This is a genomic window from Yimella sp. NH-Cas1 (assembly GCF_022359705.1).
GTDB classification, from domain to species: Bacteria; Actinomycetota; Actinomycetes; order Actinomycetales; family Dermatophilaceae; genus Yimella; species Yimella lutea.
Genome location: NZ_JAKSGG010000003.1, coordinates 2,726,444 through 2,751,403, shown reverse-complemented (window position 1 = coordinate 2,751,403; position 24,960 = coordinate 2,726,444). Strand labels below are relative to the sequence as shown.

At 66.5% G+C, this 24,960-nt stretch carries 24 protein-coding genes; 15 read left to right on the top strand and 9 right to left on the bottom strand.

The window, feature by feature from the left end; genetic code table 11:
* Nucleotides 1-65 precede the first annotated feature (65 nt).
* The gene (gene argS, locus MF407_RS13585) at nucleotides 66-1,802 is read left to right on the top strand and encodes an arginine--tRNA ligase (RefSeq protein ID WP_239702610.1); all 1,737 of its coding nucleotides are present in this window, start codon (nucleotides 66-68) and stop codon (nucleotides 1,800-1,802) included.
* Between the two features lie 99 nt (nucleotides 1,803-1,901).
* Here argS and MF407_RS13580 read toward each other — a convergent pair whose 3' ends face one another.
* Together MF407_RS13580 and galE are read right to left on the bottom strand one after the other, a co-directional pair.
* Complete coding sequence (locus MF407_RS13580; RefSeq protein WP_239702609.1) at nucleotides 1,902-3,716, bottom strand: alpha/beta hydrolase; 1,815 nt, start codon at nucleotides 3,714-3,716, stop codon at nucleotides 1,902-1,904.
* Nucleotides 3,717-3,795: 79 nt separating this feature from the next.
* Entirely contained in the window at nucleotides 3,796-4,815 is a 1,020-nt protein-coding gene (gene galE, locus MF407_RS13575) for a UDP-glucose 4-epimerase GalE (protein WP_239702608.1), read from the bottom strand.
* Between the two features lie 114 nt (nucleotides 4,816-4,929).
* On the opposite strand from galE, the gene MF407_RS15955 reads away from it, so the two are divergent.
* Nucleotides 4,930-5,493 (top strand): DivIVA domain-containing protein, encoded by a 564-nt coding sequence (locus MF407_RS15955; protein WP_141927409.1) that lies wholly within the window; start codon nucleotides 4,930-4,932, stop codon nucleotides 5,491-5,493.
* A gap of 271 nt (nucleotides 5,494-5,764) precedes the next feature.
* Here MF407_RS15955 and MF407_RS13565 read toward each other — a convergent pair whose 3' ends face one another.
* Complete coding sequence (locus MF407_RS13565) at nucleotides 5,765-6,217, bottom strand: hotdog fold thioesterase (protein WP_239702607.1); 453 nt, start codon at nucleotides 6,215-6,217, stop codon at nucleotides 5,765-5,767.
* 60 nt (nucleotides 6,218-6,277) lie between these two features.
* Here MF407_RS13565 and paaN point away from each other — a divergent pair, with 60 nt between their 5' ends.
* A complete protein-coding gene (gene paaN, locus MF407_RS13560; RefSeq protein ID WP_129624370.1) occupies nucleotides 6,278-7,993 on the top strand; it encodes a phenylacetic acid degradation protein PaaN in 1,716 nt (571 codons plus the stop codon).
* A 32-nt stretch (nucleotides 7,994-8,025) separates the two neighbouring features.
* Nucleotides 8,026-8,838 (top strand): NUDIX hydrolase, encoded by an 813-nt coding sequence (locus tag MF407_RS13555; protein WP_239702606.1) that lies wholly within the window; start codon nucleotides 8,026-8,028, stop codon nucleotides 8,836-8,838.
* A gap of 66 nt (nucleotides 8,839-8,904) precedes the next feature.
* Here the strand turns inward: MF407_RS13555 and MF407_RS13550 are convergent, their stop codons facing one another.
* A complete protein-coding gene (locus MF407_RS13550) occupies nucleotides 8,905-9,303 on the bottom strand; it encodes a phage holin family protein (RefSeq protein WP_129624368.1) in 399 nt (132 codons plus the stop codon).
* Nucleotides 9,304-9,380: 77 nt separating this feature from the next.
* On the opposite strand from MF407_RS13550, the gene hisC reads away from it, so the two are divergent.
* The 10 genes from hisC (at nucleotide 9,381) to MF407_RS13500 (ending at nucleotide 19,548) form a co-directional block, all read left to right on the top strand.
* Entirely contained in the window at nucleotides 9,381-10,466 is a 1,086-nt protein-coding gene (gene hisC / locus MF407_RS13545; RefSeq protein ID WP_239702605.1) for a histidinol-phosphate transaminase, read from the top strand.
* 857 nt (nucleotides 10,467-11,323) lie between these two features.
* A complete protein-coding gene (locus MF407_RS13540) occupies nucleotides 11,324-11,530 on the top strand; it encodes a hypothetical protein (protein WP_239702604.1) in 207 nt (68 codons plus the stop codon).
* Between the two features lie 1,281 nt (nucleotides 11,531-12,811).
* Complete coding sequence (gene pdhA / locus MF407_RS13535; protein WP_141929389.1) at nucleotides 12,812-13,981, top strand: pyruvate dehydrogenase (acetyl-transferring) E1 component subunit alpha; 1,170 nt, start codon at nucleotides 12,812-12,814, stop codon at nucleotides 13,979-13,981.
* 1 nt (nucleotide 13,982) lies between these two features.
* Nucleotides 13,983-14,972 (top strand): alpha-ketoacid dehydrogenase subunit beta, encoded by a 990-nt coding sequence (locus tag MF407_RS13530; RefSeq protein ID WP_129624362.1) that lies wholly within the window; start codon nucleotides 13,983-13,985, stop codon nucleotides 14,970-14,972.
* Nucleotides 14,973-14,985: 13 nt separating this feature from the next.
* Complete coding sequence (locus tag MF407_RS13525; protein ID WP_239702603.1) at nucleotides 14,986-16,425, top strand: dihydrolipoamide acetyltransferase family protein; 1,440 nt, start codon at nucleotides 14,986-14,988, stop codon at nucleotides 16,423-16,425.
* Entirely contained in the window at nucleotides 16,412-16,900 is a 489-nt protein-coding gene (locus tag MF407_RS13520; RefSeq protein WP_239702602.1) for a DUF3253 domain-containing protein, read from the top strand. Before MF407_RS13525 ends, MF407_RS13520 begins: the two co-directional genes overlap by 14 nt.
* A 306-nt stretch (nucleotides 16,901-17,206) precedes the next feature.
* Nucleotides 17,207-17,989: a MerR family transcriptional regulator gene (locus tag MF407_RS13515; protein ID WP_239702601.1), complete on the top strand. Its 783-nt coding sequence runs from the start codon at nucleotides 17,207-17,209 to the stop codon at nucleotides 17,987-17,989.
* A gap of 123 nt (nucleotides 17,990-18,112) precedes the next feature.
* Nucleotides 18,113-18,292 carry a hypothetical protein gene (locus MF407_RS13510; RefSeq protein ID WP_129624354.1) on the top strand — a complete coding sequence of 60 codons (180 nt, stop codon included), beginning with the start codon at nucleotides 18,113-18,115 and terminating at the stop codon, nucleotides 18,290-18,292.
* Between the two features lie 42 nt (nucleotides 18,293-18,334).
* Complete coding sequence (locus tag MF407_RS13505) at nucleotides 18,335-19,159, top strand: helix-turn-helix domain-containing protein (protein WP_129624352.1); 825 nt, start codon at nucleotides 18,335-18,337, stop codon at nucleotides 19,157-19,159.
* A complete protein-coding gene (locus tag MF407_RS13500; protein WP_129624350.1) occupies nucleotides 19,156-19,548 on the top strand; it encodes a VOC family protein in 393 nt (130 codons plus the stop codon). The genes MF407_RS13505 and MF407_RS13500 overlap by 4 nt, the downstream gene beginning before the upstream one ends.
* Here MF407_RS13500 and MF407_RS13495 read toward each other — a convergent pair.
* The 4 genes from MF407_RS13495 to MF407_RS13480 all read right to left on the bottom strand — a co-directional run bounded on the left by MF407_RS13495 (nucleotide 19,533) and on the right by MF407_RS13480 (nucleotide 23,432).
* Entirely contained in the window at nucleotides 19,533-20,327 is a 795-nt protein-coding gene (locus tag MF407_RS13495; RefSeq protein WP_239702600.1) for an ABC transporter permease, read from the bottom strand. The genes MF407_RS13500 and MF407_RS13495 overlap by 16 nt on opposite strands.
* Nucleotides 20,328-20,434: 107 nt before the next feature.
* Nucleotides 20,435-20,809, bottom strand: coding sequence for a GNAT family protein (locus tag MF407_RS13490; RefSeq protein WP_345770871.1), 375 nt, complete (start codon nucleotides 20,807-20,809; stop codon nucleotides 20,435-20,437).
* Between the two features lie 284 nt (nucleotides 20,810-21,093).
* Nucleotides 21,094-22,968, bottom strand: a complete 1,875-nt coding sequence (locus MF407_RS13485; protein ID WP_129624347.1) for an MDR family MFS transporter — start codon at nucleotides 22,966-22,968, stop codon at nucleotides 21,094-21,096.
* The gene (locus MF407_RS13480; RefSeq protein ID WP_239702599.1) at nucleotides 22,965-23,432 is read right to left on the bottom strand and encodes a MarR family winged helix-turn-helix transcriptional regulator; all 468 of its coding nucleotides are present in this window, start codon (nucleotides 23,430-23,432) and stop codon (nucleotides 22,965-22,967) included. Before MF407_RS13480 ends, MF407_RS13485 begins: the two co-directional genes overlap by 4 nt.
* Before the next feature lie 280 nt (nucleotides 23,433-23,712).
* On the opposite strand from MF407_RS13480, the gene MF407_RS13475 reads away from it, so the two are divergent.
* Nucleotides 23,713-24,081, top strand: coding sequence for a VTT domain-containing protein (locus tag MF407_RS13475; protein WP_239702598.1), 369 nt, complete (start codon nucleotides 23,713-23,715; stop codon nucleotides 24,079-24,081).
* A gap of 3 nt (nucleotides 24,082-24,084) precedes the next feature.
* On the opposite strand, the gene MF407_RS13470 is transcribed toward MF407_RS13475, so the two are convergent.
* Nucleotides 24,085-24,924 carry a maleylpyruvate isomerase family mycothiol-dependent enzyme gene (locus MF407_RS13470; protein WP_239702597.1) on the bottom strand — a complete coding sequence of 280 codons (840 nt, stop codon included), beginning with the start codon at nucleotides 24,922-24,924 and terminating at the stop codon, nucleotides 24,085-24,087.
* Nucleotides 24,925-24,960 lie beyond the last annotated feature (36 nt).

The following is a 24,960-nucleotide window of genomic DNA, read 5'->3' as shown; positions in this document are numbered from 1 at the left end:
GGTCGGCATTCGGCCTTCGATGGACGAGGCAGAACCGATTTGCTCGCGTCCATAAACTGATTCACATGGTGGATCCGATCGCAGCCCTGACCTCACACGTCCAGAAGGCCATGGTGGCTGCGCTGGGCGACGAGTTCGCGAGCGCCGATCCGGTGATCCGTCCGGCCAACAAGAAGCAGACGGACGCCGATCTTCAGGTCAACGCCGCGATGGCGCTGGCGAAGAAGGCCGGCAAGAACCCGCGCGAGGTCGCGCAGTCGATCGTCGACCACCTCGACGCGCCCGACCTCGTCGAGTCGGTCGAGATCGCCGGCCCGGGCTTCCTCAACGTGACGCTGAAGTCTCAGTGGATCGCCGCCGCCGCGGCGTCGATGATCGGCGACCCGTCGTTGGGCATGACTGCGCCGCAACAGGAAACGATCGTCATCGACTACTCCTCGCCGAACGCCGCCAAGGAGATGCACGTCGCCCACCTGCGCACCACGGTCGTCGGCGACTCCCTCGCCCGCACGATGGAGTTCCTCGGCCACAAGGTCATCCGGCAGAACCACCTGGGCGACTGGGGCACCGCGTTCGGCATGCTCATCGAGCACCTGCTCGAGGTGGGCGAGGGCAGCGACGAGGCGAAGCTGCTGCTCACCGACCCGAACGCGTTCTACCGGGCCGCGCGGGCGAAGTTCGATGCGGACGCAGACTTTGCCACTCGCGCTCGTGCCCGTGTCGCGACCCTGCAGGGCGGCGACGCCGAGAGCATGCGGCTGTGGCGGGAGATCCTCGAACTGACCAAGGGCTACCTGCGCCGCGTTTACGACGAACTCGACATCACGCTCACCGACGACGACCTCGCCGGGGAGTCGTCGTACAACGACGAGCTTGCCGAGGTGTGCAAGACGTTGGAGGACAAGGGAATTGCCGTCATGAGCGACGGCGCTCTGTGCATCTTCTCCGACGAGTTCACCGGACGCGACGACAAACCGGTGCCGCTGATCATCCGTAAGTCCGACGGCGGATACGGCTACGCGACGACCGACCTCGCGACGATTCGTCGCCGTTCGCTGCAGATGAAGGCCGACCGCGCGATCTACGTCGTGGGCGCGCCGCAGAACCTGCACTTCCGCATGGTCTGGGCCGCCGCCGACAAGGCCGGCTGGATCAAGGGCACCGAGCCCGTCCACGTGCAGATCGGCAACGTCGTGGGCACGGACGGCAAGATCCTGAAGACCCGGTCGGGCGACCTGGTGTCGCTGCAGTCGCTGGTCGACGCCGCGCTGGAGCGGGCCGCGACCGTGGTGGCCGAGTCGCGTCCGGAGCTGGATGAGCAGACCCGCGCCACCATCGCCCACCAGGTGGGGGTCGCCGCGATCAAGTACGCCGATCTGTCGGTCAGCCACGACTCCGGTTACACCTTCGACCTCGACCGGATGGTCGCCTTCCAGGGCAACACCGGTCCGTACCTGCAGTACGCGACCGCCCGTATTCGTTCGATCCTGGCCCGTGCGGACGTCGTCGACCCGAAGGGTCCGATCGTGCTCGGCGAGCCGGCCGAGCGCGACCTCGCCCTGAAGGTGCTGGAGTTCGGCTCGGTCGTCAACCAGGTCGGCGAGAGCCTCGAACCGCACAAACTCGCCGCGTACCTGTTCGAGCTGGCGACCACTTTCACCGCGTTCTACGAGGCGTGCCCGGTGCTCAAGGCCGAGGACGCCGCCGTCCGTGACTCGCGCCTGGCGCTGTGCCGGGTGACGCTCGAGGTGCTCACCCAGGGTTTGGACCTGCTGGGCATCGAGGCCCCCGACCAAATGTAGGCGCCGTCCACGGTCCTCCCGACGAGGGCACGCCAGATGCACGAGGGCACTCCGTATACGGAGTGCCCTGATGCATTAGGAGTGCCCTCGCCGGGACGGTCAGTCGCGCGGCGCGGTGTTCTTCGGCGTCAGCAACTCGTCCAGGACCGCTCCGAGGACGGCGAGCAGCGCCTTCTTCCATTGCGGCGTCGGGTCGACCGGCATCGCCAGCTTCTCGCCCTCGGGGTCGAAGCCGACCTTGTGCACTTCCTTGTCCTTCGGCAGCGCGATGCCGGGGCAGACCGAGTCCTTGTCCATCAGCTTGCCGTTCTGCAGGAAGCCGTAGGTCTGCTGCTCGACGCACAGGTTGTCGCTACCCAGCACGGCACCGTGGTTGCCCTGGTCGTTGACCGCGAGGAAGCGGGTGTTCTTGGACGCCTTGTGCGCCTTCAGCCCGCCTTCGTACGCGGTCGCCGGGTCGTTCTCGGTCTGCACCAGCAGCATCTGCGGCGCCTTCGAGGTGTCGACCTTCATGTCCTGTGCCTTGTAGGGCCAGTACGCGCACTCGTTCGCCATGTCGAAGTAACCGACGAGCGGGTACTTCTGTCCGTCCTGCTTGGCACGGTCGACGTACGACTTCTCGTCCTTGCTCCACGAGGTGTCGTTGCAGCGGATCGCCATGAACACGGTGTTCTGGTTGCGGGAGTCGTCGATGTCCTTCTTGGTGCGGCCGCCGCCGGCAGCGCCCTCGGCGGTGCGCAGCGCATCCGCGTCACCGTTCATCGCCTGCTTCAGCAGCGCCAGTAGCGCACCGGAGCTCTGGAAACCGCGGTCGCTGTACAGCGTCTGGGCGACGAGGTTGTCGATGATCATCGGCTCGAACTGGCCGAGCTTGCCCTCGCCCGCAGCCTTGCGGATGTCCTCGTAGGAGGCGTTGACGTCGTCCGGGGTCGAGCCGAGGTTGTAGGTGGTGTTCTGGCGGGCCAGCCACGGCAGCAACTGATCCTTGAAACGGCGCTGGAACGACATCGGCTGGGTGGCCCAGCTCGACTGCAGTGTGCCGGTGAACTCGGTGTTGCTGTCCAGCACGAAGCGTCCGACCTGCTTGGGGAACAGCGTCGAGTAGTACGCCCCGAGCCAGGTGCCGGCGCTCACGCCGTAGTAGTCGACGGTCTCGACCTTCAACAACTGGCGGACGAGTTCGTGGTCACGCGCAGTGTTGGCCGTGGTGATGTACGGCAGCAGATCGCCGTTCTCACGCGCGCACTCGTCCACGGTCTTCTTCGCGGCGGTCTGAAGGGCCGAGATGTCGGTGTCGGACAGGTTGCGGTAGTCGGTGACACCGCGCGCGGAGTACGACTTGCAGGTCAGCCGCGTCCCGCCGCCGACGCCGCGGGGGTCGATGCCGATGACCACGTGGCTCTCGCCGAGCGGGGACAGTGCCGCGGTGATCACCGAGAAGGCACCGGCCGGTCCGCCGGGGCCGCCGGGATTGGTCATCAGGACGCGGTGGTTCTCGCCCTTGGCCGGCTTGGTGCGGGTGACCATCACCTCGATCTCGCCCTTGCCAGGGTCGCTGTAGTCCTTCGGCACCTTGATCTTGGCGCATTCGCTGCGGTCGTTGACCGGGGCCAGGTCACGCAGACTGAAGGACTTGAGTTCCTTCACATCGTCGGCGCAGGTGTCCTTGCTCCACTGCATCTGCTGGGCGGTGTACTTGCTGAGGTCGGCGCCGGTGGGGGAGAGCTTGCCGTCGCCGGCAGTCTTCGTGTCGCCGCCACCGCCGTTCGCCGATGTCGAGGTCGTGGTCGTGGTCGTGGTCGACGAACCGGTGTTCTTCGAGCCTTCGCTGTCGCCGTTGCAACCCGCCAGCGTCGCCGCCAACGTGACCACCGTCGTCGCGGTCAACGCCCGCGTCCCCCACTTGTGCGCCATGTCCCCTGCTCCTGGTCGATTGAGTCCTGCCGGGAGCCTAGACGGGCTCGAGCGGGTAGATGGTTCCTGGTGCAGACCGTCAGCCGGGGAAGCCCTGAGGATTCGCCGACTGCCAACGCCAGGTGTCGGCACACATGTCCTCGATGGACTTCGTTGTGCGCCAGTCGAGTTCGTGCAACGCGCGGGTCGGATCGGCGTACGTCACCGGCAGATCACCGGCGCGGCGAGGTCCGATCTCGTACGGGATCTCGACTCCGGTGGCCGTACGGAACGCGTTGATCATGGCCAACACGGACGTCGGCACGCCGGTGCCGAGGTTGAACGCGCGTACCGGTTCGGCCATCGCGTCGATGTGCTCCAGTGCGGCGAGGTGCCCGGCGGCGAGGTCTTCCACGTGGATGTAGTCGCGCTCGCAGGTGCCGTCGGCGGTGTCGTAGTCGTCACCGAACACGGTCAGCCTCTCCCGGCGTCCGACCGCGACCTGGGAGATGAACGGCATCAAGTTGTTCGGGATGCCCTGCGGGTCCTCGCCGATCGTGCCGGACGGGTGCGCGCCGACCGGGTTGAAATAGCGCAGCAGCGCGACCCGCATGCCGGGTGTCGCACGGGCGACATCGCCGATGATCTGCTCGTTCATCACCTTCGTCCAGCCGTACGGGTTGGACGACTGCAGTGGTCGGTGGTCCTCCTGGGACGGCTGCGGGGACTCATCGCCGTACACCGTCGCCGAGGACGAGAACACCAGGCGGTGGACGCCGTGCGTCGCCATCGCGCGCAGCAGACTGAACGTGCTGTCCAGGTTGTTGCGGTAGTACTGCAGCGGCTTCTCGACACTCTCGCCGACGGCCTTGTGCCCGGCGAAGTGGATCACCGCGTCGAACCGCTCGGCCGCGAACAGCGCCTCGGTCTTGTCGGGGTCGCACAGGTCGAACGCGTGCAGCGGGATGTGGCCGCCGACAAGCTGCTCGACCCGTGCCACGGCGCTCGCCTTGCTGTTGTCGAAATCGTCGACGACGGTCACGTCGTGCCCGGCCTGCTTGAGCTGAACGACCGTGTGCGAACCGATGAAGCCGGCCCCACCGGCGACGAGAACATGCATGAGCGCACCCTACTTTCCATCGTCCCCGACCGGTTCGGGAACGACCTCTGACCGGCGTTCTGTTGCGTGCCGCTACCGTCCCCGTCGGCTCGGACGTCCTGACACTATGGACCGGTGAATTCCGTGCCGTGGACCCCGGAGCACGCCGCCACCGTGCGGCGCGCGCCGTTGTCGAAACAGCGTGGCGGCTACAACTGCGACGATGTCGACCGCTATCTGCAGCACGTCGTCGCCCTGATGCGCGCCCGCCGCGAGGTGCCCTCCGCGCCGTTGTCCGGGCTGCGTCGCTCGCCGCTCAAGCAGGGCTATTCGCCGGCCGCCGTCGAGGCATTGTTCGGCCACATTGCTGATTGGCAGAGCGAGTTGGCGGCGCCGAAGCGCGCCCCTGCCGAAGCGATGGCAGCTGCCGTGCCGCAGCGTCCGTACTGGACTCCGCAGCAACTCGACTGGGTGCGTGAATCGAACTTCCGGCCGGCCCGTGGCAAGCGCGGCTACGCCGAGGACGAGGTCGACTCCTTCCTCGACCGGGTGCTCATCGCGATGACCAAGGGGGAGGAGTTGCCCGACATCGACTCGGTGCGCTTCTACCCGCCCCGCGCTGGTCGCGCGGGTTACGAGGCGCTCGCGGTCGACAAGTTCCTGGACGACCTCAAGCGCCTGCGCCCCATCCTGCGCTGAGCGGCACGCTGGTCGAGTAGGTGCGAGCCCCTGGGCGAGTGCCGCGATCGAGACCATGGTGACGCGATACGCGGAGCCGGGTTGAATGTGGTTGCGTTCCAGCGGATCTCGCGTTGGTTTCGGCGCGTACGGATTCGTTCCTCATCCGTACGGCTCAACCAGCGGTGGTAGGTGAGTCCACACATCACGCAGTCCGGGGCGCAATCTTCGCTGGTTGAGCCGCGGGACTGACGGAGGAATTCCCGGGGGCTGTCATCGACGGCGGGCAGGATCATGACTTCTCCTCGGTGGTGCGTGCCGGCAGGCTGCGCGATCGTCCGCGGAATTCTGCGATCAGAGCGCCGTCTGATTCACGGGTGATCGTGACATCGGTGATTCCGCTACGTCCGAACCGTGCGCGTTCGGTTGCCACACAGCGCAATTCGTCACCGAGGTGAGCGCTGGTCACGAAGGTCACGTCTGCTCCGGAGGCCACGGTGAGTTGCCCGGACGCGTTGCACGCGAGCGCGAACGTCGAGTCGGCCAGCGTGAACAGGTAGCCACCGTGCGCGATGTCGTGCCCGTTCACCTGATCCGCGCCGATCGTCATCGTGGTTTCGGCGTGACCGAGGCCGTCGGTGACCCCGACGGCGAGCAACCGGATGCCGAGGCGGGAGGAGGCGCGGTCCTCGCGCCACATGCGGTGGACGTGTTCGAGGTCAGCTCCGACTTCATCCGTGGCCATGTGACGCATGGTTGCATAACTGCATGTGATCTGTAACACGTTGGCCGTTACGATGAGACGATGACTGCTGCAGACCAGACCACCGCATCCGCCGAGACCTCCACCGGCTCAAAGTTCGATTCGGTGCTCGATGACGCGCTCGCAGCCCTTGCCGGGCGCACCTACTTCTCGCGTTACCCCGAATCACCCTCGCCCCGCGTCTACGGCGAAACCGCCGCCGCACAAGGACTTTCCGCCTACGAGGGCCGCCTCGGCAAGCCGTTCGAGGGCCTTCAGGGTGCCTTCGACGACACCACCGTCGGCGACGAGGTCTCGCCCTACGGCCCGACGCTCGGTGTCGCCTACCCACACCTCGACGTCGACGCGGCCATGGCGGCAGCGACGGACGCGATCCCGGCCTGGCGCGATGCCGGCCCGCGCAGGCGGGCGCTGGTGCTGATCGAGGCACTGGACGCGTTGAACAAGCAGTCGTTCGAAATCGGCAACGCGGTGCACCACACGTCCGGCCAGCCGTTCGTGATGGCCTTCCAGGCGGGCGGACCGCAGGCCCAGGACCGCGGCCTCGAGGCCGTCGCCGCGGCGTACGCCGAGCAGTCACGCGTCCCCGAGAGCGTCACCTGGGAGAAACCGGGCAAAGGCGAACCGCTGCGGATGCAGAAGGACTACCGCATCGTGCCGCGCGGGGTCGCCCTCGTCGTCGGCTGCAACACCTTCCCGACCTGGAACGCCTACCCGGGTATCTTCGCCTCGCTCGCCACCGGCAACGCGGTCGTCATCAAGCCGCACCCACGCGCGATCCTGCCGCTCGCCATCACCGTCGAAACGCTGCAGCAAACGTTGAGCGACAACGGTTTCGACCCCAAACTCGTCCAGCTCGCCCCCGAAGCCGATGGCGAAGGCCTGGCCAAGACGCTCGCCGAGCGCGATGAGGTCAAGATCATCGACTACACCGGCGGCCCGACTTTCGGTGCCTGGCTCGAACGTGAGGGCGCGGCCCGTGGGCAGCAGGTTTATACCGAGAAGGCCGGCGTCAACACGGTCGTGGTCGACTCCACCGACAACGTCCGGGCGATGCTGGGCAACCTCGCGTTCTCGCTCAGCCTCTACTCCGGGCAGATGTGCACCACCCCGCAGAACATCTACCTGCCCAAAGACGGCATCGACACCGACGAGGGACACCTGTCGTTCGAGGAGTTCGGTGCCAAGCTCGGCGGCGCGATCGGCAAGCTCACCGGTGAGGACGAGAAGGCGGTCGAGATTCTCGGCGCGACGGTCAACGACGACGTCCGCGCCCGAGCCGGATCGCTCGACAAGATCGCCTCGGACGCCGGCGGCTCCGTCGTCGCCGACACCCGCCAGGTCACGCACCCGAAGTACCCGGACGCCGTGGTCCGGACTCCGGGCTTGATCGGTGTGGGTGTGGAGGCGCAGGGCGCGTACACCACCGAGCAGTTCGGTCCGGTGACCTTCCTCATCGGCACCGACGGCACCGACCAGTCACTGTCGACCTTCCGCGACACCGTCCGCAAGCACGGCGCGATGACCGCTTCCGTGTACTCGACCGACGAGGCCGTGCTCGACAAGGCGCGGGACGCCGCAATGGACGCCGGTGTGGCGCTCTCGGAGAACCTGCTCGGCCAGGTCTTCGTCAACCAGACCGCTGCATTCAGCGACTACCACGGCACCGGTGCCAACCCGGCCGCCAACGCCGCGTACGCCGACAGCGCGTTCGTGGCCGGGCGCTTCCGGGTGATCACCGCTCGCCGCCACGTCTGATTCCGCGCGGCGGATTGGGTTAGCGTCGGATCGTGAGCGATGACGTGACGATCCGACCCGACGGCTCCGAGTACGAGATCGTCTCGGCCGGGTCGGTGATCGGCCGAGCGGCTGTCCACCCGGACGGCGGGCTCACCTGGAACTTTTTGGAGGACGTCGACGAGCGGCTGGCCGTCCGCGGCCTGGACGCGATGATCGAGTACGCGTTCGGTGAGCTCGGCGTCCACCGGGTGCAGGGCCGACTACCCGCCGATGCCAAGCACGATCTGCGGATCGCGGCGCGGGCCGGACTGCGCAAGGAAGGTGTCGTTCGCGGGGGCGGCGTCGAGCAGGCCGACTTGGTGCAGTTCGCCCGGGTGGCCACCGACCCGCCGCTGGCCGACCGGTCGACGTTCACTGCCGTCCTCAACTCCAGCCTGCCGACCAAACGCTGCATCGCTCAGGCAATCGTTCGCGACGACGAGGGACGAATCCTGTTGTGCGAGTTGGTCTACAAACGGTTCTGGGACCTCCCCGGCGGAGTCGTCGACCCGCACGAGTCACCGGCGACCGCCGTCGTGCGCGAACTGCGTGAAGAACTCGATGTCGAGGCCACCGTCCGCGGGCTGGCCGCCGTCAGTTGGCTGCCGCCGTGGCGCGGCTGGGACGACGCGACCCTCTTCGTTTTCGACGTCGAGTTGGACCGTCCGCCGCACTCGCTGCAGCCGCGCGAGATCAAGGCCGTGCATTGGGTCGACCCGGCCGATCTGGGCGAACACGTCGCCGAGTACACCGTCCGGGTCATCGAACAAGCCCTCGCCGCCGACGTGCCGGTCTACCTCGAGGACGGACGCCCGCGCGTCTGACGAACCCGCCAGTGTCAGAAGGGATGCGTCGACTGCGACGCATCCCTTCTGACACTCGAGTCAGGGTCAGCGGTTGATCTCGTGCTTGTCGGGCAGGATCACGTTCGCGACGAACCCGAGGACGGAGATGATCAGCGCACCGATCACGGCGTCCCAGAAGAAGTGGTCGACGTGGAAGGCGAGGTCGAACTTTCCGGCCAGCCACGAGGTCAGCTGCAACATCGCCGCGTTGACGATGATCATGAACAGCCCGAGCGTCACGAGCAGCAACGGGAAAGAGAAGAACGTGGCGATCGGCTTCAGCAGTGCGTTGACCACACCGAAGACGAGCGCGACGAGTAGAACGGTCTTGATCTTGTCGAAGGTCTGCGACGAACCGTCGGCGAGATGGATGCCGGACAGTGCCGCGGCGGCCAACCAGAGCGCGATGGCGTTGACGACGAGGCGGATCAGGAAGTTCTTCATGCCTCCATCGTCGCAGGCGGCGCTGCAGAAACCGACTGGTTGAGACGCCGGTCACACCGGGTCGTAGATTTGCTCGCATGAGCGACACTCAGCCCGACGTCCGTCTGCGCGACACCCTCGGCGCCGTTCCCGCCTACAAGGCCGGCAAGCCGGCGCCGCCGCGGGAAGACCTGGTGACCTACAAGATCTCCTCCAACGAGAACCCGTACCCGCCGCTGCCGTCGGTGCTGAAGACCGTGCAGGACGCGGCCGGCCGGATGAACCGCTACCCCGACATGAGCGTGCGTGAACTCACCGAAGCGCTCGCCGCCCGCTGGGGAGTCACGCCGGACGAGATCGCGACCGGCACCGGCAGCGTCGGCGTCCTCGGCTCGTTGGTGCAGATCACCTGCAACCCGGGCGACGAGATGGTCTACGCGTGGCGCTCGTTCGAGGCCTACCCGATCGTCGCAGCGCTCGCCGGCGCGAAATCGGTTCAGGTCCCGCTGGATTCGCAGGCACGCCACGACCTGAACGCGATGGCGGACGCGATCACCGACCGCACCCGCCTGGTGATCGTCTGCACCCCGAACAACCCGACGGGTCCGAGTGTCACCGAGGACGAACTGCGTGGCTTCCTGGCCAAGGTGCCCTCGGACGTCCTGGTCGTCATTGACGAGGCATACCTGGAGTTCGTCGAGCCCGATCACCAGATCGACGCGCTCGCGATCTACCGCGACCACCCGAATGTCTGTGTGCTGCGCACCTTCTCCAAGGCGTACGGCCTGGCCGGCCTGCGGGTCGGGTACTGCATCGCCCACGAGCCGGTGGCCGAAGCGCTGCGCAAGGCGGCCGTCCCGTTCGGTGTCAGCGACGTCGCCCAGCAGGCCGCGCTCGCCAGCCTGGAGGCCTACGACGAACTGCAGGAGCGCGTCGACGCGCTGATGACCGAGCGCGCCCGTGTCGCGCAGGCGCTCGCCGAGCAGGGCTGGAAGATCCCCGACAGCCAGGCCAATTTCGTCTGGTTGCCCCTCGGCGACGACGCGATGGCTTTCGCTGCCGCGGCCGACCAGGCCGGTCTCGTCGTCCGCCCGTTCGACGGCGACGGCGTCCGCTGCTCGATCGGAGAGACCGAGGCGAACGACCGCCTCATCGAGGTGTGCGAGGAATTCCTCAACCGCTGAATCGGTTCTGGCGGGAGTCCTCATAACGGCTTACATTGTCTGGATTATATGGGCAAGCAAGAGCCGCCCCTCATCGATATGGACGGGTGGTCATCACTGGCAAGGCACGGTACCTGGACCGCATCGGTGTCAGTGATGGGACGTAGCGCTGCATTGTCCTACACGCACGTCAACAACAACCCTCGCGCGTACGTGGGTCTCGGCTGCGGTGCCTCTGGCAGCAGAAGGACGTTCACTCGCGCCCCATCCGAATCTGTAGGGTGGTCGCCGGGCGTACCTCATACCAGGTCAAAATTCACGGGCGGCGGCGCGTTCTGCCGCAGCAGATGTGTGGGCGCACAGTCCGGATACCGGAGTCGGCTCGCCTACCGCGGGCGGGTTCCCTACGTCGGCACCGGCGCTGGCTACGGCGTCTGGGTTGCGGGGGGCTGCCTGTGTGGGCCGCACGGAGGTAGTTTTGTGCAGGTTGCGTTTTTTGTTTGCGCTATCGGCCCCCACGCTGGCACTCTTGATCATGGCGTTTGGCCTGTTTTTAAATGTGCCCATACTATTAACGGCTGGTATGGTCCCACTGATGCTTAGGTACTCGCTTGCGGGCCCCCCCGCACGCGACGATGACTTCGTGCATGGGTGGCTCGGTGTTCTAGGCTTGCAGCTAGAGCAGGTTGTTCGGCTGGCAAGAGGTACGTCGCTGTCCCCTAGGGCCGCACAAAGGGCATTTTATCTTTCTTGGGTTCCCTTTGGAGGTGGATGTTTATTTTTTGTTGTTGCTGTGGTGATAAATGGAGTCACGGGAAGTTCGTCGTCGTAGCCTCGAAATTTCTTGGGCGGTGACGTGGAGGTCGTTGGCGGCGTGATTGCCGGCATCACCCGCGCCGGGATCGATCCACTCCTCTACTCCGCGCACTCTAGGCGCGGGGTTCATCACCTACGCCGACCTGCGCGGAGCAACCGACCGGGCGATCGCGCACCAATCCCGACACCGGTCCCTCGCGACCCTCGGCGGCTACGTCCGCATCCACAACGCCTGGACCGACAACGCCGCTACCGGCCTCGGCCCGTGATCGAGCTACACGCGACACGATTGAACGTCTCTCGGTTCACCGGATCGAATGCGTATGTGGAGGCCCTCTGGTGAACAATGCGAGACCTCACAAGTAGGTGCAAACACCTCTAATCATCGTCCTCGCCCCACTCGTCAAAAGCTCCGGGAAAACGCTTTTGAAATGGGCTCCGCTGCGGAATCCTCTTTGCCACAAAGAAGCAGGTTAATCCAACAGCCAGCCAATAGAACGTGACAAGCATATAGAAGGTTATAAATGGGCCGGAGTCTGCTGCTCCTTCCATCGCTACCGGCGTTAACAAGACTGTTATCGACTCCACGATGGCTGGGACCGCCGGGGACCAATAGAACAGCGAAGACACTAAACCCAGCGCCCCCGCGATGGCAAGGGGAACCCACACAACCGGTTCCAATAGATCCCGAGCTGATAATGGAGGGTCAGTATTCCGTGCCATATAGTACAAGGGTCCGTATATTAACGGAGACCAAAGTACCGGAACCGCAGCTAGGATCGCGCGGCATTGCCAGCCTGTTCTCACACGATCCACAGTCTGTGAGACGGCTTACCAGGCTCGAGCCGTGCCGCTTTCTCCTGATTGTCATGCCTGTGGTTGGTGCCTTCTTGGAGGCCCAAAGTATTCCTCCTAGCTCCGGTATAACAAACATGCGTCGTTGATGTTTGATTCGATTCTGGTAGATTATTGGAGTTTAATGTCCCATGAAATCTGGAAGACCTGCTGGGTTCGGAAGCTTGCGTACGGGTTGGTGCAGCGAGCGATGGCGCTGCTACTAGCGCAGTACTTCCTGCGCAAATGAAGGCAGCGGAAAATTTCCCCACGGCCTCGTGATTCCCCTTGCTGACAACCGTTCTCAGCCCGCCGCTCGAGCGAGATCCGGCTCTACTGAACGCATTGAAGCGCACCCGCAGGCTCTGTCGCTAGGTTTCGGCAAGGCGAATTGCATGCGAGAACGCATAGAATCCCGTGCAACACCCGCGTAGCGAGCACTATCAATAAGCCAGTTCGCCAAGGGTGGGTCGTTGCACCGCACCCCAGAGTGCCGAGTGGATGACGGTCCGCCGGCAGCACGGGTCGATTCGCAGACACCGAGCGCGGACCAGTAGCCTCGTCGTCGAGCCTGTGTGACCCACGTCATAGGCCGAAAGCCAGCGTCGGCACCCACGGTCACCCCCGTTCTGCCGGCCGCACGAGCAAGGAGTGGCATGTCCGACCCGACCGATGTGTCCGGAGCCCCCGGCGCGCACGCCGATGCCCGGCACACGATGCACCACGAGACCTCCGTGGCACCGAGCATGGAACACGACATCACCGACGGCGGCCCGGAAATGGTGCAGTTCGTCGACGGCGACGGCAACCGTCTGGCCACCTGCGAGGCCAACGCCCCGTACGCGCAGATCGTCGAGGACATGACCTCCGAGGACGCGCAGGCGATGTACCGCGACCTGGTGCTGGTGCGCCGGATGGACGCCGAGGGTCACGCGCTGCAGCGCCAGGGCGAACTCGGACTATGGCCCTCGCTGCTCGGCCAGGAAGCCGCGCAGGTCGGTGCCGGACGCGCCCTGAAGAAGCAGGACTACGCCTTCCCCGGCTACCGCGAGCACGGTGTCGCGTGGTGCCGTGGGGTCGACCCGGTCAACCTGCTCGGCATGTTCCGCGGCGTGAACCACGGCGGTTGGAACTCCAACGAGAACAACTTCCACCTCTACACGATCGTCATCGGCAACCAGATGCTGCACGCCACCGGGTACGCGATGGGCATGCAGCGTGACGGCGTCGTCGGCACCGGCGACCCCGAGCGCGACGCGGCCGTGATGGCGTTCACCGGTGACGGCGGCACCGCGCAGGGTGACTACAACGAGGCGATGGTGTTCGCGAGCGTCGCCAACGCACCGGTCGTCTTCTTCGTGCAGAACAACCAGTGGGCGATCTCCGAGCCGAACTACAAGCAATTCCGCATCCCGCCCTATCAGCGCGCACGCGGCTTCGGGTTCCCCGGCGTCCGGGTCGACGGCAACGACGTCCTCGCGGTGTACGCGGTGTCGAAGGCCGCGATGGATGCCGCCCGTGCGGGTCAGGGCCCGACGCTGATCGAGGCGTTCACCTATCGCATGGGTGCGCACACCACGTCCGACGACCCGACCAAGTACCGCATCGCGTCCGAGGTCGACATCTGGCGTGAGAAGGACCCGATCAAGCGCATGCGCGGGTTCATGGAGACCAAGGGCCACGCCGACCCGGCGTTCTTCGAGCAGGTCGAGGCCGAGGCCGACGAACTCGCCGCTCGCATCCGACGCGAGTGCCAGCAGATGCCCGACCCGGAGCCGGTGACGATGTTCGACAAGGTCTACGCCGAACCGCACCCCGTGGTCGACGCCGAGCGCGAGGAGTTCGTCGCCTACCAAGCCTCCTTCGTCGAGGGAGGGGCGAACTGACATGGCAACGCAGAAGATGACGCTCGCCAAGGGCATCAACGCCGGTCTGCGCAAGGCGATGGAGGACGACCCCAAGGTCGTCCTGATGGGTGAGGACGTCGGCAAGCTCGGCGGCGTCTTCCGGATCACCGAGGGTCTGCAGAAGGACTTCGGTGAGGACCGCGTGATCGACACCCCGCTCGCGGAGTCCGGCATCGTCGGCACCGCGATCGGCCTGGCCATGCGCGGCTACCGCCCGGTGGTGGAGATCCAGTTCGACGGGTTCATCTACCCGGCGTTCGACCAGATCATCAGCCAGGTCTCCAAGATGCACTACCGGTCGCTGGGCTACCTGAAGCTGCCGATGGTCATCCGGGTTCCGTTCGGCGGCGGCATCGGAGCTGTCGAGCACCACTCGGAGTCCAACGAGGCGTACTTCGCTCACACCGCGGGTCTGCGTGTGGTCAGCTGCTCCGACCCGGCGGACGCCTACTGGATGATCCAGCAGGCGATCCAGACCGACGACCCGGTGCTGTTCTACGAACCCAAGCGCCGCTACCACGAGCGTGCAGAGGTCGACCTGGACGAGTCCACCGGTGCACCGCTCGGGCTGTACGACGCGCGAGTGGCGCGGGAGGGCAGCGACCTGACTCTCATCGCGTACGGACCGATGGTAAAGACCTGCCGCCAGGCCGCGGAAGCCGCTGCGGCAGAAGGACGTTCGATCGAGGTGATCGATCTTCGGTCGCTCTCGCCGCTCGACCGCGCGACGATCTTCACCTCGGCGAAGAAGACCGGACGCGTCGTCGTGGTGCACGAGGCGAGCACCTTCCTCGGACTCGGCTCGGAACTCGCCGCGCTGATCCAGCAGGAGTGCTTCTACCACTTGGAGGCACCTGTGCTCCGGGTCGGTGGATACAACCTGCCGTACCCGCCCAGCCGCTTCGAGGAGCACTTCCTGCCCGACCTCGACCGCATCCTCGATGCCGTCGACCGCTCGCTGGCGTACTGAGGGGATCACTGACATGGGTGTGAAGCTGTTCAACCTGCCCGACCCTGGTGAAGGACTCGTCGAGGCGGACGTCGTCACCTGGAAGATCAAGCCGGGCGACACCGTCAAGGTCAATGACGTCGTCGTCGAGATCGAGACCGCAAAATCGTTGGTGGAGTTGCCGATTCCGTGGGCCGGCACCGTCGTCGAGCTGCTCGTCGAGGAGGGTGCGACGGTCGATGTCGGCAGCCCGATCGTGTCGATCGAGGTGGAGGGCGCAGAGTCCGAGACCCCGTCGTCCACCCCGGCGGCCGACACCGCCGTCCAGGGCGCTGCGCCCGACTCGCAGGCCGCGAAGGAGGACGAGAAGGAGCGCGTGGCCAACCTCGTCGGTTACGGCGCGGTCGCCGGTTCGACCCAGCGGCGTGCCCGCCGCACAGCGCCCCCGGCGACACCCTCCCGAAAGTCCGCAGAACTCGCGGGTCAAGTCACCGGATCTGCGGACACTCCCCAGCCGAAGTCCGCAGAACTCGCCGGCCAGGTCGCCGGATCTGCGGACAAGCGCGGGAAGGTGCTGGCCAAGCCGCCGGTGCGTAAGTTCGCCAAGGACAACGGGGTCGACCTGTCCGCGATCACCCCGTCCCGTCCGGACGGCGTCATCACCCGCGCCGAGGTGGAAGCACACCTCACCTCGCTGGTTGAGACTGGACGCAGCGACGTAGGAGCGGCGACTAGTGCCGAAACCCGAGGCGGCGCTGAGCGGGAGACCCGTACGCCGATCAAGGGCGTCCGCAAGATGACCGCCCAAGCGATGGCCGGGTCGGCGTTCACCGCCCCGCACGTCACCGAGTTCATCACCGTCGACATGACCCGGACGATGGAACTCGTCGACCGCCTCAAAGCCGACCGTGAGTTCAAGGGCGTCAAGGTCACCCCGTTGCTCGTGCTCGCCAAGGCGCTGTGCGTAGCCGTGAAGCGCAACCCGGAGATCAACGCGAGCTGGGACGAAACGGCCCAGGAGATCGTGGTCAAGCACTACGTCAACCTGGGGATCGCGGCGTCCACGCCGCGTGGCTTGATCGTGCCGAACATCAAGGACGCCGACCGCATGAACCTGCGCGAGCTCGCCGAAGCGATGGGCTCACTGGTCGAGACCGCCCGCGAGGGCAAGACACCGCCGGCCGACATGTCCGGTGGCTCGATCACGATCACCAACGTCGGTGTCTTCGGCGTCGACAACGGCACCCCGATCATCAATCCGGGTGAGGCCGCGATCCTGTGCTTCGGCGCGGTGCGCAAGATGCCGTGGGTGGTCACCGACGCGTCCGGCAAGGACACGATCGTGCCGCGTCAGGTTACCCAGTTGTCGTTGGCCTTCGACCACCGCCTGGTCGACGGCGACCTCGGCTCGCGCTTCCTGGCGGATGTCGCGGCTCTGCTGGAGGACCCGGGCAAGGCACTTGTCTGGGGCTGAGACGTCGGACGACGGCCGCTACATCATCGTCGACGGACGGCGGTGGCGGGCGACCGATCCGTCGATCCCGCAGAAGCTGAAGGCCGAACTGGTCGCCGAACTGATGCGGGCTCGACGACTGGTCAGGACGCGCGGGGACGAGGTGCGCCCGTTCGTCCAGGACGCCAAGGTGGCCCTCGGTGAGCGCGGCGAACCGTGGTGGGAGCAGGCGAGCGACGAAGGCGTCCGCGAGCGCTTGGCGGCGTCGATGCGCGTCCTGCTTCGGCATCGTGACGGAAAGACGATCTGCCCCAGCGATGCGGCCCGGGTCGCCGGTGGTGACGACTGGCGTGAGTTGATGCCGGCGGCCCGCGAGGTCGCCGGCACGCTCGCGTCCGAGAAGGTCGTCGTGATCCAGCAGCGCGGTGAGCCGGTCGACCTCGATGCGGCCAAGGGACCGATCCGGTTGGCCGCGGGGCCTGAGTTGAAGCGCTGATCGACGGTGCCGTTCGGTTTGGTTCTTGCTGGCGTCACGTGGTCTCGATCGCGGCACTCACTCGCCTAGCGGCTCGCCTACTCGACCGGCGTGATGCTCGGGCACATGCAGGAAGCCGGTCAGCCCGAGAACGCGCGGCGGGCGACGTGATCCTGGCCGTCTGTCCCAAGCAAGCCTGACGCCGGCGCGTGAGGCGATGACGGACGTGGTCGTCGACTTCTTGGCGCTCACCGGCTGATTCCCGTCGGCGAGAGGCGCCGTGGTGTTGACTCTGACACGGTGTCAGACGGTCGAGTGGGTGGCGTCATGTTGAGTATCGGAGATTTCGCACGGCTCGCCGGGGTGTCGGTCCGGATGCTGAGGCACTACGACCGCCTCGGTCTGGTGTCCGCGGCTCGCGTCGACCCACACACGGGTTACCGCTTCTACGAGCCCAGGCAACTGCAACGCGTCCACGCCCTCATCGGCTTGAAGGACCTCGGGTTCACGCTCGAGCAGATCGGACCGATGTTGGCGGGGCAGATCGACACCGAGACCTTCCGCGAGCTCCTCGACCGACGTCGGGCAGCTTTGCGCGAACAGATCGATGCCGATCACCGGCGCCTCGCCGACGTCGAGCGACATCTGCGTCTGATGGAAGGAAACACCGTCATGGAGTTCATCGAGAAGTCATTGCCCGCACTGGAACTGAGCCAACGGACGGCGACGGTCGCCGATCGGAGCCAGATCGGGCCGGTCATCGGTCCGATGTTCGAGGAGTTGGTTGCCGCACAGATCGAAGCCGCGGGGCAGCCGGCACACCCCGCGTACGCCTGGTATCGGGCGGACGGTGAGCGGCTCGATTTCGGTGCTGGGTTCGACACCGAGATCGACGGGTTCGAGACCGGTGAACTCGACGCTGTCGAGCGGGCGGTGACCGTGACGTACGTCGGCCCGATGAGTGGCATCGGTGACGCGTGGGCCGAACTCGGCACCCACGTCGCGTCGCTCGGTCTCGAGCCGTACGGCCCGTGTCGCGAGGTGTACCTCGACACCAACGGCCCGCAGGAGAAGTGGGTGACCGAGTTGCATCAGCCGGTGCGCGGCTGAGTGGTCTCTCGCGTCGGGCGCGGGTTCGCGAACTCGCGCCCGACGCGACGTGCCGCGCGGACCACAAGCGACCGTCCGCCCGATCGACGGCCGACGTCCGCCGGTTCGGGCAAGCTTGACCACATGAACGAACTGCGACTGCGCACCGTCCTCGAACCCGCGGGGCCGGCCGGAGCCATCGTGCTCACCGATGAGCAGGTGGAACAGCTCGGCGCCGGCAAGCGCGCGCCCATTCGAGTGACGATCGGCGAGGTGACCCGGCCCTTGCGGCTCGCACGGATGGGTGGTCGAAATGCTGCGTGAGGGAAAGACCCGTAGCTGACCGGTCGGACTACCGTCGTCGACATGCCGTCGTACCCGTGGCGTGTGCCGCCGGAGTTGTCGCAGTTCGTCGAGTCCGTCGAGGGATTCGACTACCGGCTCGACCGCGACGCCGTGCACCACGGGCTGCCCTCGACGACCCTCACCGTGATCATCCAGTTCGACGAAGCGCTGGATTGCGGTTGGGTGGGTGATGCCGCCTCCGATCGTTTCTGGGTGTTGGCGGCCGGACTGCACCAGCGTCCGGCCCTGATCCGCACGCACGGCCGGCAGTGCGGCATCCAGCTGGCGCTCACTCCCTTCGGCGCGCGTGCGCTGCACGGCATGCCGGCGGCGGAACTTGCGGGCGGTCTGGTCCATGCGGACGACGACCTTCCGGCGTTCCCGGCGTCGTTGCACGAGCGGCTCGGTCCACTCACCTGGCCCGAACGGTTCACGGTGCTCGAACGCCACCTGTTCGCCCGGCTCGCTGCGGCGGACTGCGAACCTGCGTGCCCCGAGGTGCGCGAGGGGTGGCGACTGATCATCGCGTCCGGGGGACGGATGCCGATCGAGCGGGTGGCCGACCGTGTCGGGTGGTCGCGACGACACCTGCTCAACCAGTTCCGCAGCGAGTTCGGACTGACTCCCAAACAGGTCGCACGACTGGCGCGATTCGAGCGGGCGCACCGCTTGGCCGAAGGCGGCACCGCGCTTGTCGACGCGGCGTACGCCGCCGGCTACGCCGACCAGGCGCACCTCAACCGGGAATGGCGCCGCCTCGCCAGCCGCACGCCCACGGCGACCCTGGCTGAGTTCCCAAAGGTTCAATCCGAGCCGATGCGTTCCGGGAAAGAATCACGAACATGACCAGACCACAACTGTATTCCTGCCTCCGCTACGCCGACGCCGGCGCTGCGATCGAGTTCCTGACCGCGCTCGGCTTCACCGAGCGCCTCGTAGTGCACGACGACGCCGACCCGAAGGTCGTCCATCACGCCCAGTTCGCCTGGCGCGACAACGGCGGCATCATGTTCGGCACCGACCGCCCGGACGGCATCGGACCCAGGCCGGGCACCGCCTGCGTCAACCTCGTCGTCGAGTCCGACGATCAGGTCGACGCGACGCTGGCCCGCGCCTTGGCCGCGGGTGCGCGACAACTCGACGAAGTGCACGAGCCGCCGTACGGCGGTCGGTCGGTGGCCGTCGCCGATCACGAGGGCAACATCTGGAACATCGACTCCTACCCCGGCGCATGAGTCGCCGCCACCGCGGGGGACGGTCGGAGCAACGAACGCAGATCGTCGCGCAGGAGCCGGCCGCGGATGATGAGTTCGTATTGCGCGAGCGCCGTGCAGCTCTGCGCGCACAACACCCCGAGCAGCACGACCACCTGCGCCATCGTGGCGTCCATCGGGGACCCGCCGCCGAGCATCACGCCCAGGAAGGCTCCGGGCAGGGTGACGATGCCGGCGGTCTTCACGCTGTCGATGCCGGGGATCAGCGACTCTTCGATCCGCGGGTGGAGCACCTGCGCGGCCGCGGTCTGCGCGGGCAGGCCGAGCGCGAGGTAGCCCTCGAAGATCTCGTGCTGCTCCTCGAGCGCGCGGAAGGAATTGCGGCCGCCGAGGGTGTGCACCGACATGATGTTGTTCATCACGACGCCGGCGATCGGGATGAGCGCGACCCCCTTGAACGGGATGGTGCCGGAGAACACCGTCACCGCGAGCACCGGCAGCAGCCCGGCGCCCATCGCGAGCGCGGCCATCGGCGCCTGGCGCCGACTGACGCCGACGCGCCCGACACTGGTCAGCACCGCCATCGTGAACATCGCCACGATGACCAGCAGCGTTGCCCACAGGTGCGAGATCGCGAACACGATGAGCAGCGCAACCACGACCAACTGGACGACCGAACGCAGCCCGGCGATCGCGATCGAAGGGGCGAGCCCGGTGCCGGCCCGCCATTCCAGGAGCACGGGGATTGCCAGCAGCAGCACGCAGCACGCGACGAGCGAGATGCCCCAGGTGATGACCACGGGTCGACTTTAGGTGGGATCGCCGACATCGACCTGGGAGGGTTTCGGTTTTGGCGCGGATCCTGAGGCCGCTGTGCTCGCGGCGAATCCGGCTCAACCACCGGGCGCTACCTGACCGGCGGGATCTGTGACCTCGGCGCCCACTCCCGCTCGAGCAGCGCGTACTCCAGCATCGTCGCCCAGCCGCCCTTGAACCAGATGCTCTCCACCGTGCGGGCCTCACGGCGGAAACCGAGCCGCTCGACGACGCGCACTGACGCCTCGTTCAACTCGTTGATGCGCGCGACTATGCGGTGCAGCCCGAGCCCACCGAACCCGAGGTCGAGCAGGGCCGCGACGGCCTCACCGGCGTACCCGCGTCCGCGGACACCGGGGTGGAAGATGTAGCCGACCTCGCCCGATCGGTCCTTCTCGCTGTGCCAGAAGAGCACGACGTCGCCGACCAGGCGACCGGTGGCGGTCTCCTCGACGCCGAGGCTCACATCGTCGCCCGGTGCGTCGAAAACGCTTCGGCCCAGGCCGATCCGATACGCCGCTCGACACCATCCCGGTCGAGGACGTCGTACGGCACGTACTGCACGACGTCCGGATCGGACTTGTACTACAGCATCGCGTCGGTGTCGGCCGACGTGATCGGACGCAGCGCCAGGCACTCGGTGCGGATCGGATAGTGGGGGTGCAACACCCCTCGATCGTAGGAGCGGGCACGACGAACCGGGCCCCTCCCCGCAGTGGGGGGAGGCCCGGTTGGGGTGCGAAGCGTGGCTCAGTCGGCCAGGTGCTTCGGCGTGGTGTGACTCGGCGCTTCGACCTCGACGTCGCCGGACGCGGCGTGCTTGGCCGCCGTGTCGGCATCGTCTTCGATCGTGCTGTCGGTGGCGTCGATGTCACAGGCCGCAGCGTTGACGGCCGGAGGCGTGCCCGCCGGCGCGGTGCCCGGCTCGAGACCGGCGAAGTTGTCGCCCGCCTCGTCGGCCGAGGACGCGCCGCCTTCGGCAGCCTGCTGGCGCATCGCTGCCGACGCGGACTGCGAGCGAAGTTCCACCTTCGGCATCAGCAGGGTGACCAGGAACCCGACCAGCATGACGGAAGCCGCCGCGATGAAGATCTGCGAGATCGAATCGGAGAAGCCGACCTTGAACGGGTGGGCGACGACGTCCGACATCTTGCTGATGATCGATGAGTCGTCCTGAACCCTGGCCATGATCGAGGTGTCGCCCTTGAGGACGCCGGCGTTGTACGGGTTCTGCAGCAGGGACGGGTCGGCCTTCGCGGCTTGTTGAATGGCGGGCAGCTCGGCCTTGAAAGCCGAGGAGATCTTCTCGCCGACGGTGCTGAACAGGATCGACAGGAAGATCGCGACACCGAGGGTTCCACCGAGCTGACGGAAGAACGTCGCGGCCGAGGTCGCCACACCGATCTCCTGCGGCGGCACGGCGTTCTGCACGATCAGCGTCAGCGGCTGCATGCAGTTACCGATACCGATGCCGAGCAGGAACATGAACGCCATGACGACAGCGAGGTTGGTGCCGGCGTCGATCGTCCACAGCAGCACCATCGCCAACGTCGCGATCGCGGTACCGATGATCGGGAACGGTCGGATGATCCCGGTGCGGGAGGTGATGATGCCGGACGTCATCGCCATGCTCATCATGCCGACGACCATCGGCAGCATCATCAGACCCGACATCATCGGGGACGCTCCGTGCACGATCTGCATGTACAGGGGCAGCACCATCATCGCACCGAACATCGCCAGACCGACGATGACGGATGCCACGACCGTGACGCTGACGGCCCTGATTCGGAAGATCCGCAGCGGGATCAGCGCGTCGTCGCCCATCGACCGCTCGATGAAGCAGAACGCGATGACGCCGACGGCACCGATCGCGAAGGCGGCGAGCGCCTTGCCTGAGCCCCAGCCCCACTCGCGGCCCTGTTCGGCGACGGTGAGCAGCGGGACGAGCGCGACGACGAGCGCGGCGGCGCCCCACCAGTCGACGCGGGCCTCGCGGCGCACGTGGTGCAGGTGCAGGGTGCGCGAGACGACCAAGAGTGCGGCGATGCCGATCGGCACGTTGACCAGGAAGACCCAGCGCCATCCGGTGATGCCGGCGATCGAGCTGGTCTGTGCGAACAGTCCGCCGATGACCGGGCCGAGCACCGAGCTGGTGGCGAAGACTGCCATGAAGTAGCCGGTGTACTTTGCGCGCTCACGCGGCGCCACGATGTCGCCGATGATCGCCAGGGCCAAGGTGAACAGGCCACCGGCGCCGACGCCCTGGATGGCACGGAACACGGCGAGCTGGGTCATCGAGTCGGCGAACGCACACGCGAATGAGCCGACGATGAAGACGCTGATTGCGAACAGGAACAGCTTCTTGCGGCCGTACAGGTCACCGAGCTTGCCGTAGATCGGGGTCGCGATCGTCGAGGTGATCAGGTAGGCCGTGGTGACCCAGGCCTGCATCGACAGGCCGTGCAGTTCGTCACCGATGGTGCGGATGGCGGTGGAGACGATGGTCTGGTCGAGGGCGGCGAGGAACATGCCCATGAGCAGGCCGGTGAGGATCCGCAGGATCTGACTGTGTGTGTAGTCGCCGTCGGACGTTGCGGTCGGCTTCGCGGCGGCGGTGGTCATGCGTCCTGCTTTCCGCAGTGGGTGTTGCGTTCGAGTTCGTGGGTGAGGGCTTGGTCGAACCGTCCGAGATACGCGGTGAAGTCGCGCACCTCGTCGGTGGTCCAGCCGGTGAGCATCGAGCGGAACCACTCGGCTCGGCGGGCGGCGAGTTCGTCGATGATCTGCTTGCCTTCGTCGGTCAGTCGCACCACCTGGGCGCGGCCGTCCTGCGGGTCGGCGACCTTCTCGGCGACACCGGCGGCCACCAGGTGACTGATCTGCCGGCTGACCGTCGAGATGTCCGAGTGCACGCAGGCGGCGACCGCCGAGACGCGCTGATCGCCCTGCTTGAGCGCGATGAGCACCGGGTAGGACGAGGCGTCGATGGCCGGGTGCAGCCGGGGGAGGTGGTTGCGCAGCGCCGACAGCTTTTTGACGACGTGCACCAGGTCGGTGGCGAGTTCGCCGGCGACCTTCGTGCTCACGGACATGGACTTCCTCACAGGTTGTTTGCAGCAAGCAACTTTACACATAGTAGATCGATGCAAACAAGTGACGCGGTGAGGCTCGACACGTGCCGATACAGGGGGCCGGGTTGCCCCGACATGAAGCCTTGACTTAGGTTGCCTTACTCGATCGAAGGGCAGGGCATGACCACGACGGCCGACCCGCACGCATCGCTCACCGCCGCGGTGCGCGCGTTCGAGCTGAACACGGCGCTGTTCGATCAACTTCAAGGTCTGCTCGCCCGAACAAGCTGACCGCGTGGACCGAATTCGTGACCTGCCGGGCGTACTCGCGTTCGTTGTGCTGTTCGTCGTGGTGTTCCTGCGTGCCGGTGGCACCTACCTGCTGGGTCGCGCCGCCATGCGGGCAGGACACGCCACGCGGTGGCGGGGCAAACTCAGTGGTCCACGGATGGCGCGCGCCAGGGAGTTGTCGTCGCGTTTCGGCGTGTTCGCGGTTCCGTTGTCGTTCTTGACCATCGGCGTCCAGACCGCCGTGAACTTCTCCGCCGGTCTCACTCGGATGCCGGCGCGCAGGTACGTTCCGGCTCTGCTCGTCGGGTGCGTGATCTGGGCGGCGATCTACGCCGGTCTGTTCACCCTCTTGCTCGACCTGTCGGAGCGCTGAATCTCAAGGAGTGACGGTCATCGCGTCGAGCACCCGGCGTGCGACGTCCTCGTCGCCCTCGACGTGGTAGCGCAGATCCTCGGTGGCGATCCGGCCCGCGCCGCGTCGGGTGAACTCCTCGGTGGTCATGCGGATCGACGTCACATCGGTGCTCTCGACATGTGAATCGCCGGAGAACAGTTCCTCACCGTACGGCTTGCCGTTCTCGTCCTCGATCACCCGGACGCCCGAGCGCGCGTTCACCGGGCCGGTCGTCTCCACGATCACGGTCGTGCCGATCGGTAATCCGGCCTTCGCGGCCCGGATCGGCAGCGCTGCCATCAGCCGGCCAGTGAACAGAGCGGCCGCTGGGGTGTCGAGATTGCCCGGCCGGTTGAGCGCCTGGCGAATGTCCTGCTCGTGGCACCACATGTCGACGATGCGCAGCGACACCAGGTCGACCGGACGACGCGGCCCGACCGCGGTCTCGACGATCGTTTCGGGGTCGGCGAGCAACTGGTGCAGGGCAGCGACCCGTTGTGGGAACAGTTCCTGCCACTGCGCGACCACCTCGGGTCCGGGTGTTCCGCGACGCGCCTCGACGTGGGCTTCCATGAAGCGTCCGAAGTCGCTGCGCAGCCACTTGTAATCAGGCACCTCGACCTCGGGTGTCGGGCCGCCGTTGAAGATGTCCTCCAGCCCGACGACGTGCGAGAACTGGTCCTTCACCGTCCAGCCGGGGCACTGCGTCGGCTTGGTGAAGTCGTCCTCATGGCAGGTGAATCCGAGGTCGAGGATCGCCTGTCCGGTGGCGGAGTAGGCCGCGATGAGCTCGGTCAGTTCGGTGGGGGCAGCCGGATGCATGTTCCCCAGGTTAGGGGTGTGAACCTGCGACGTACC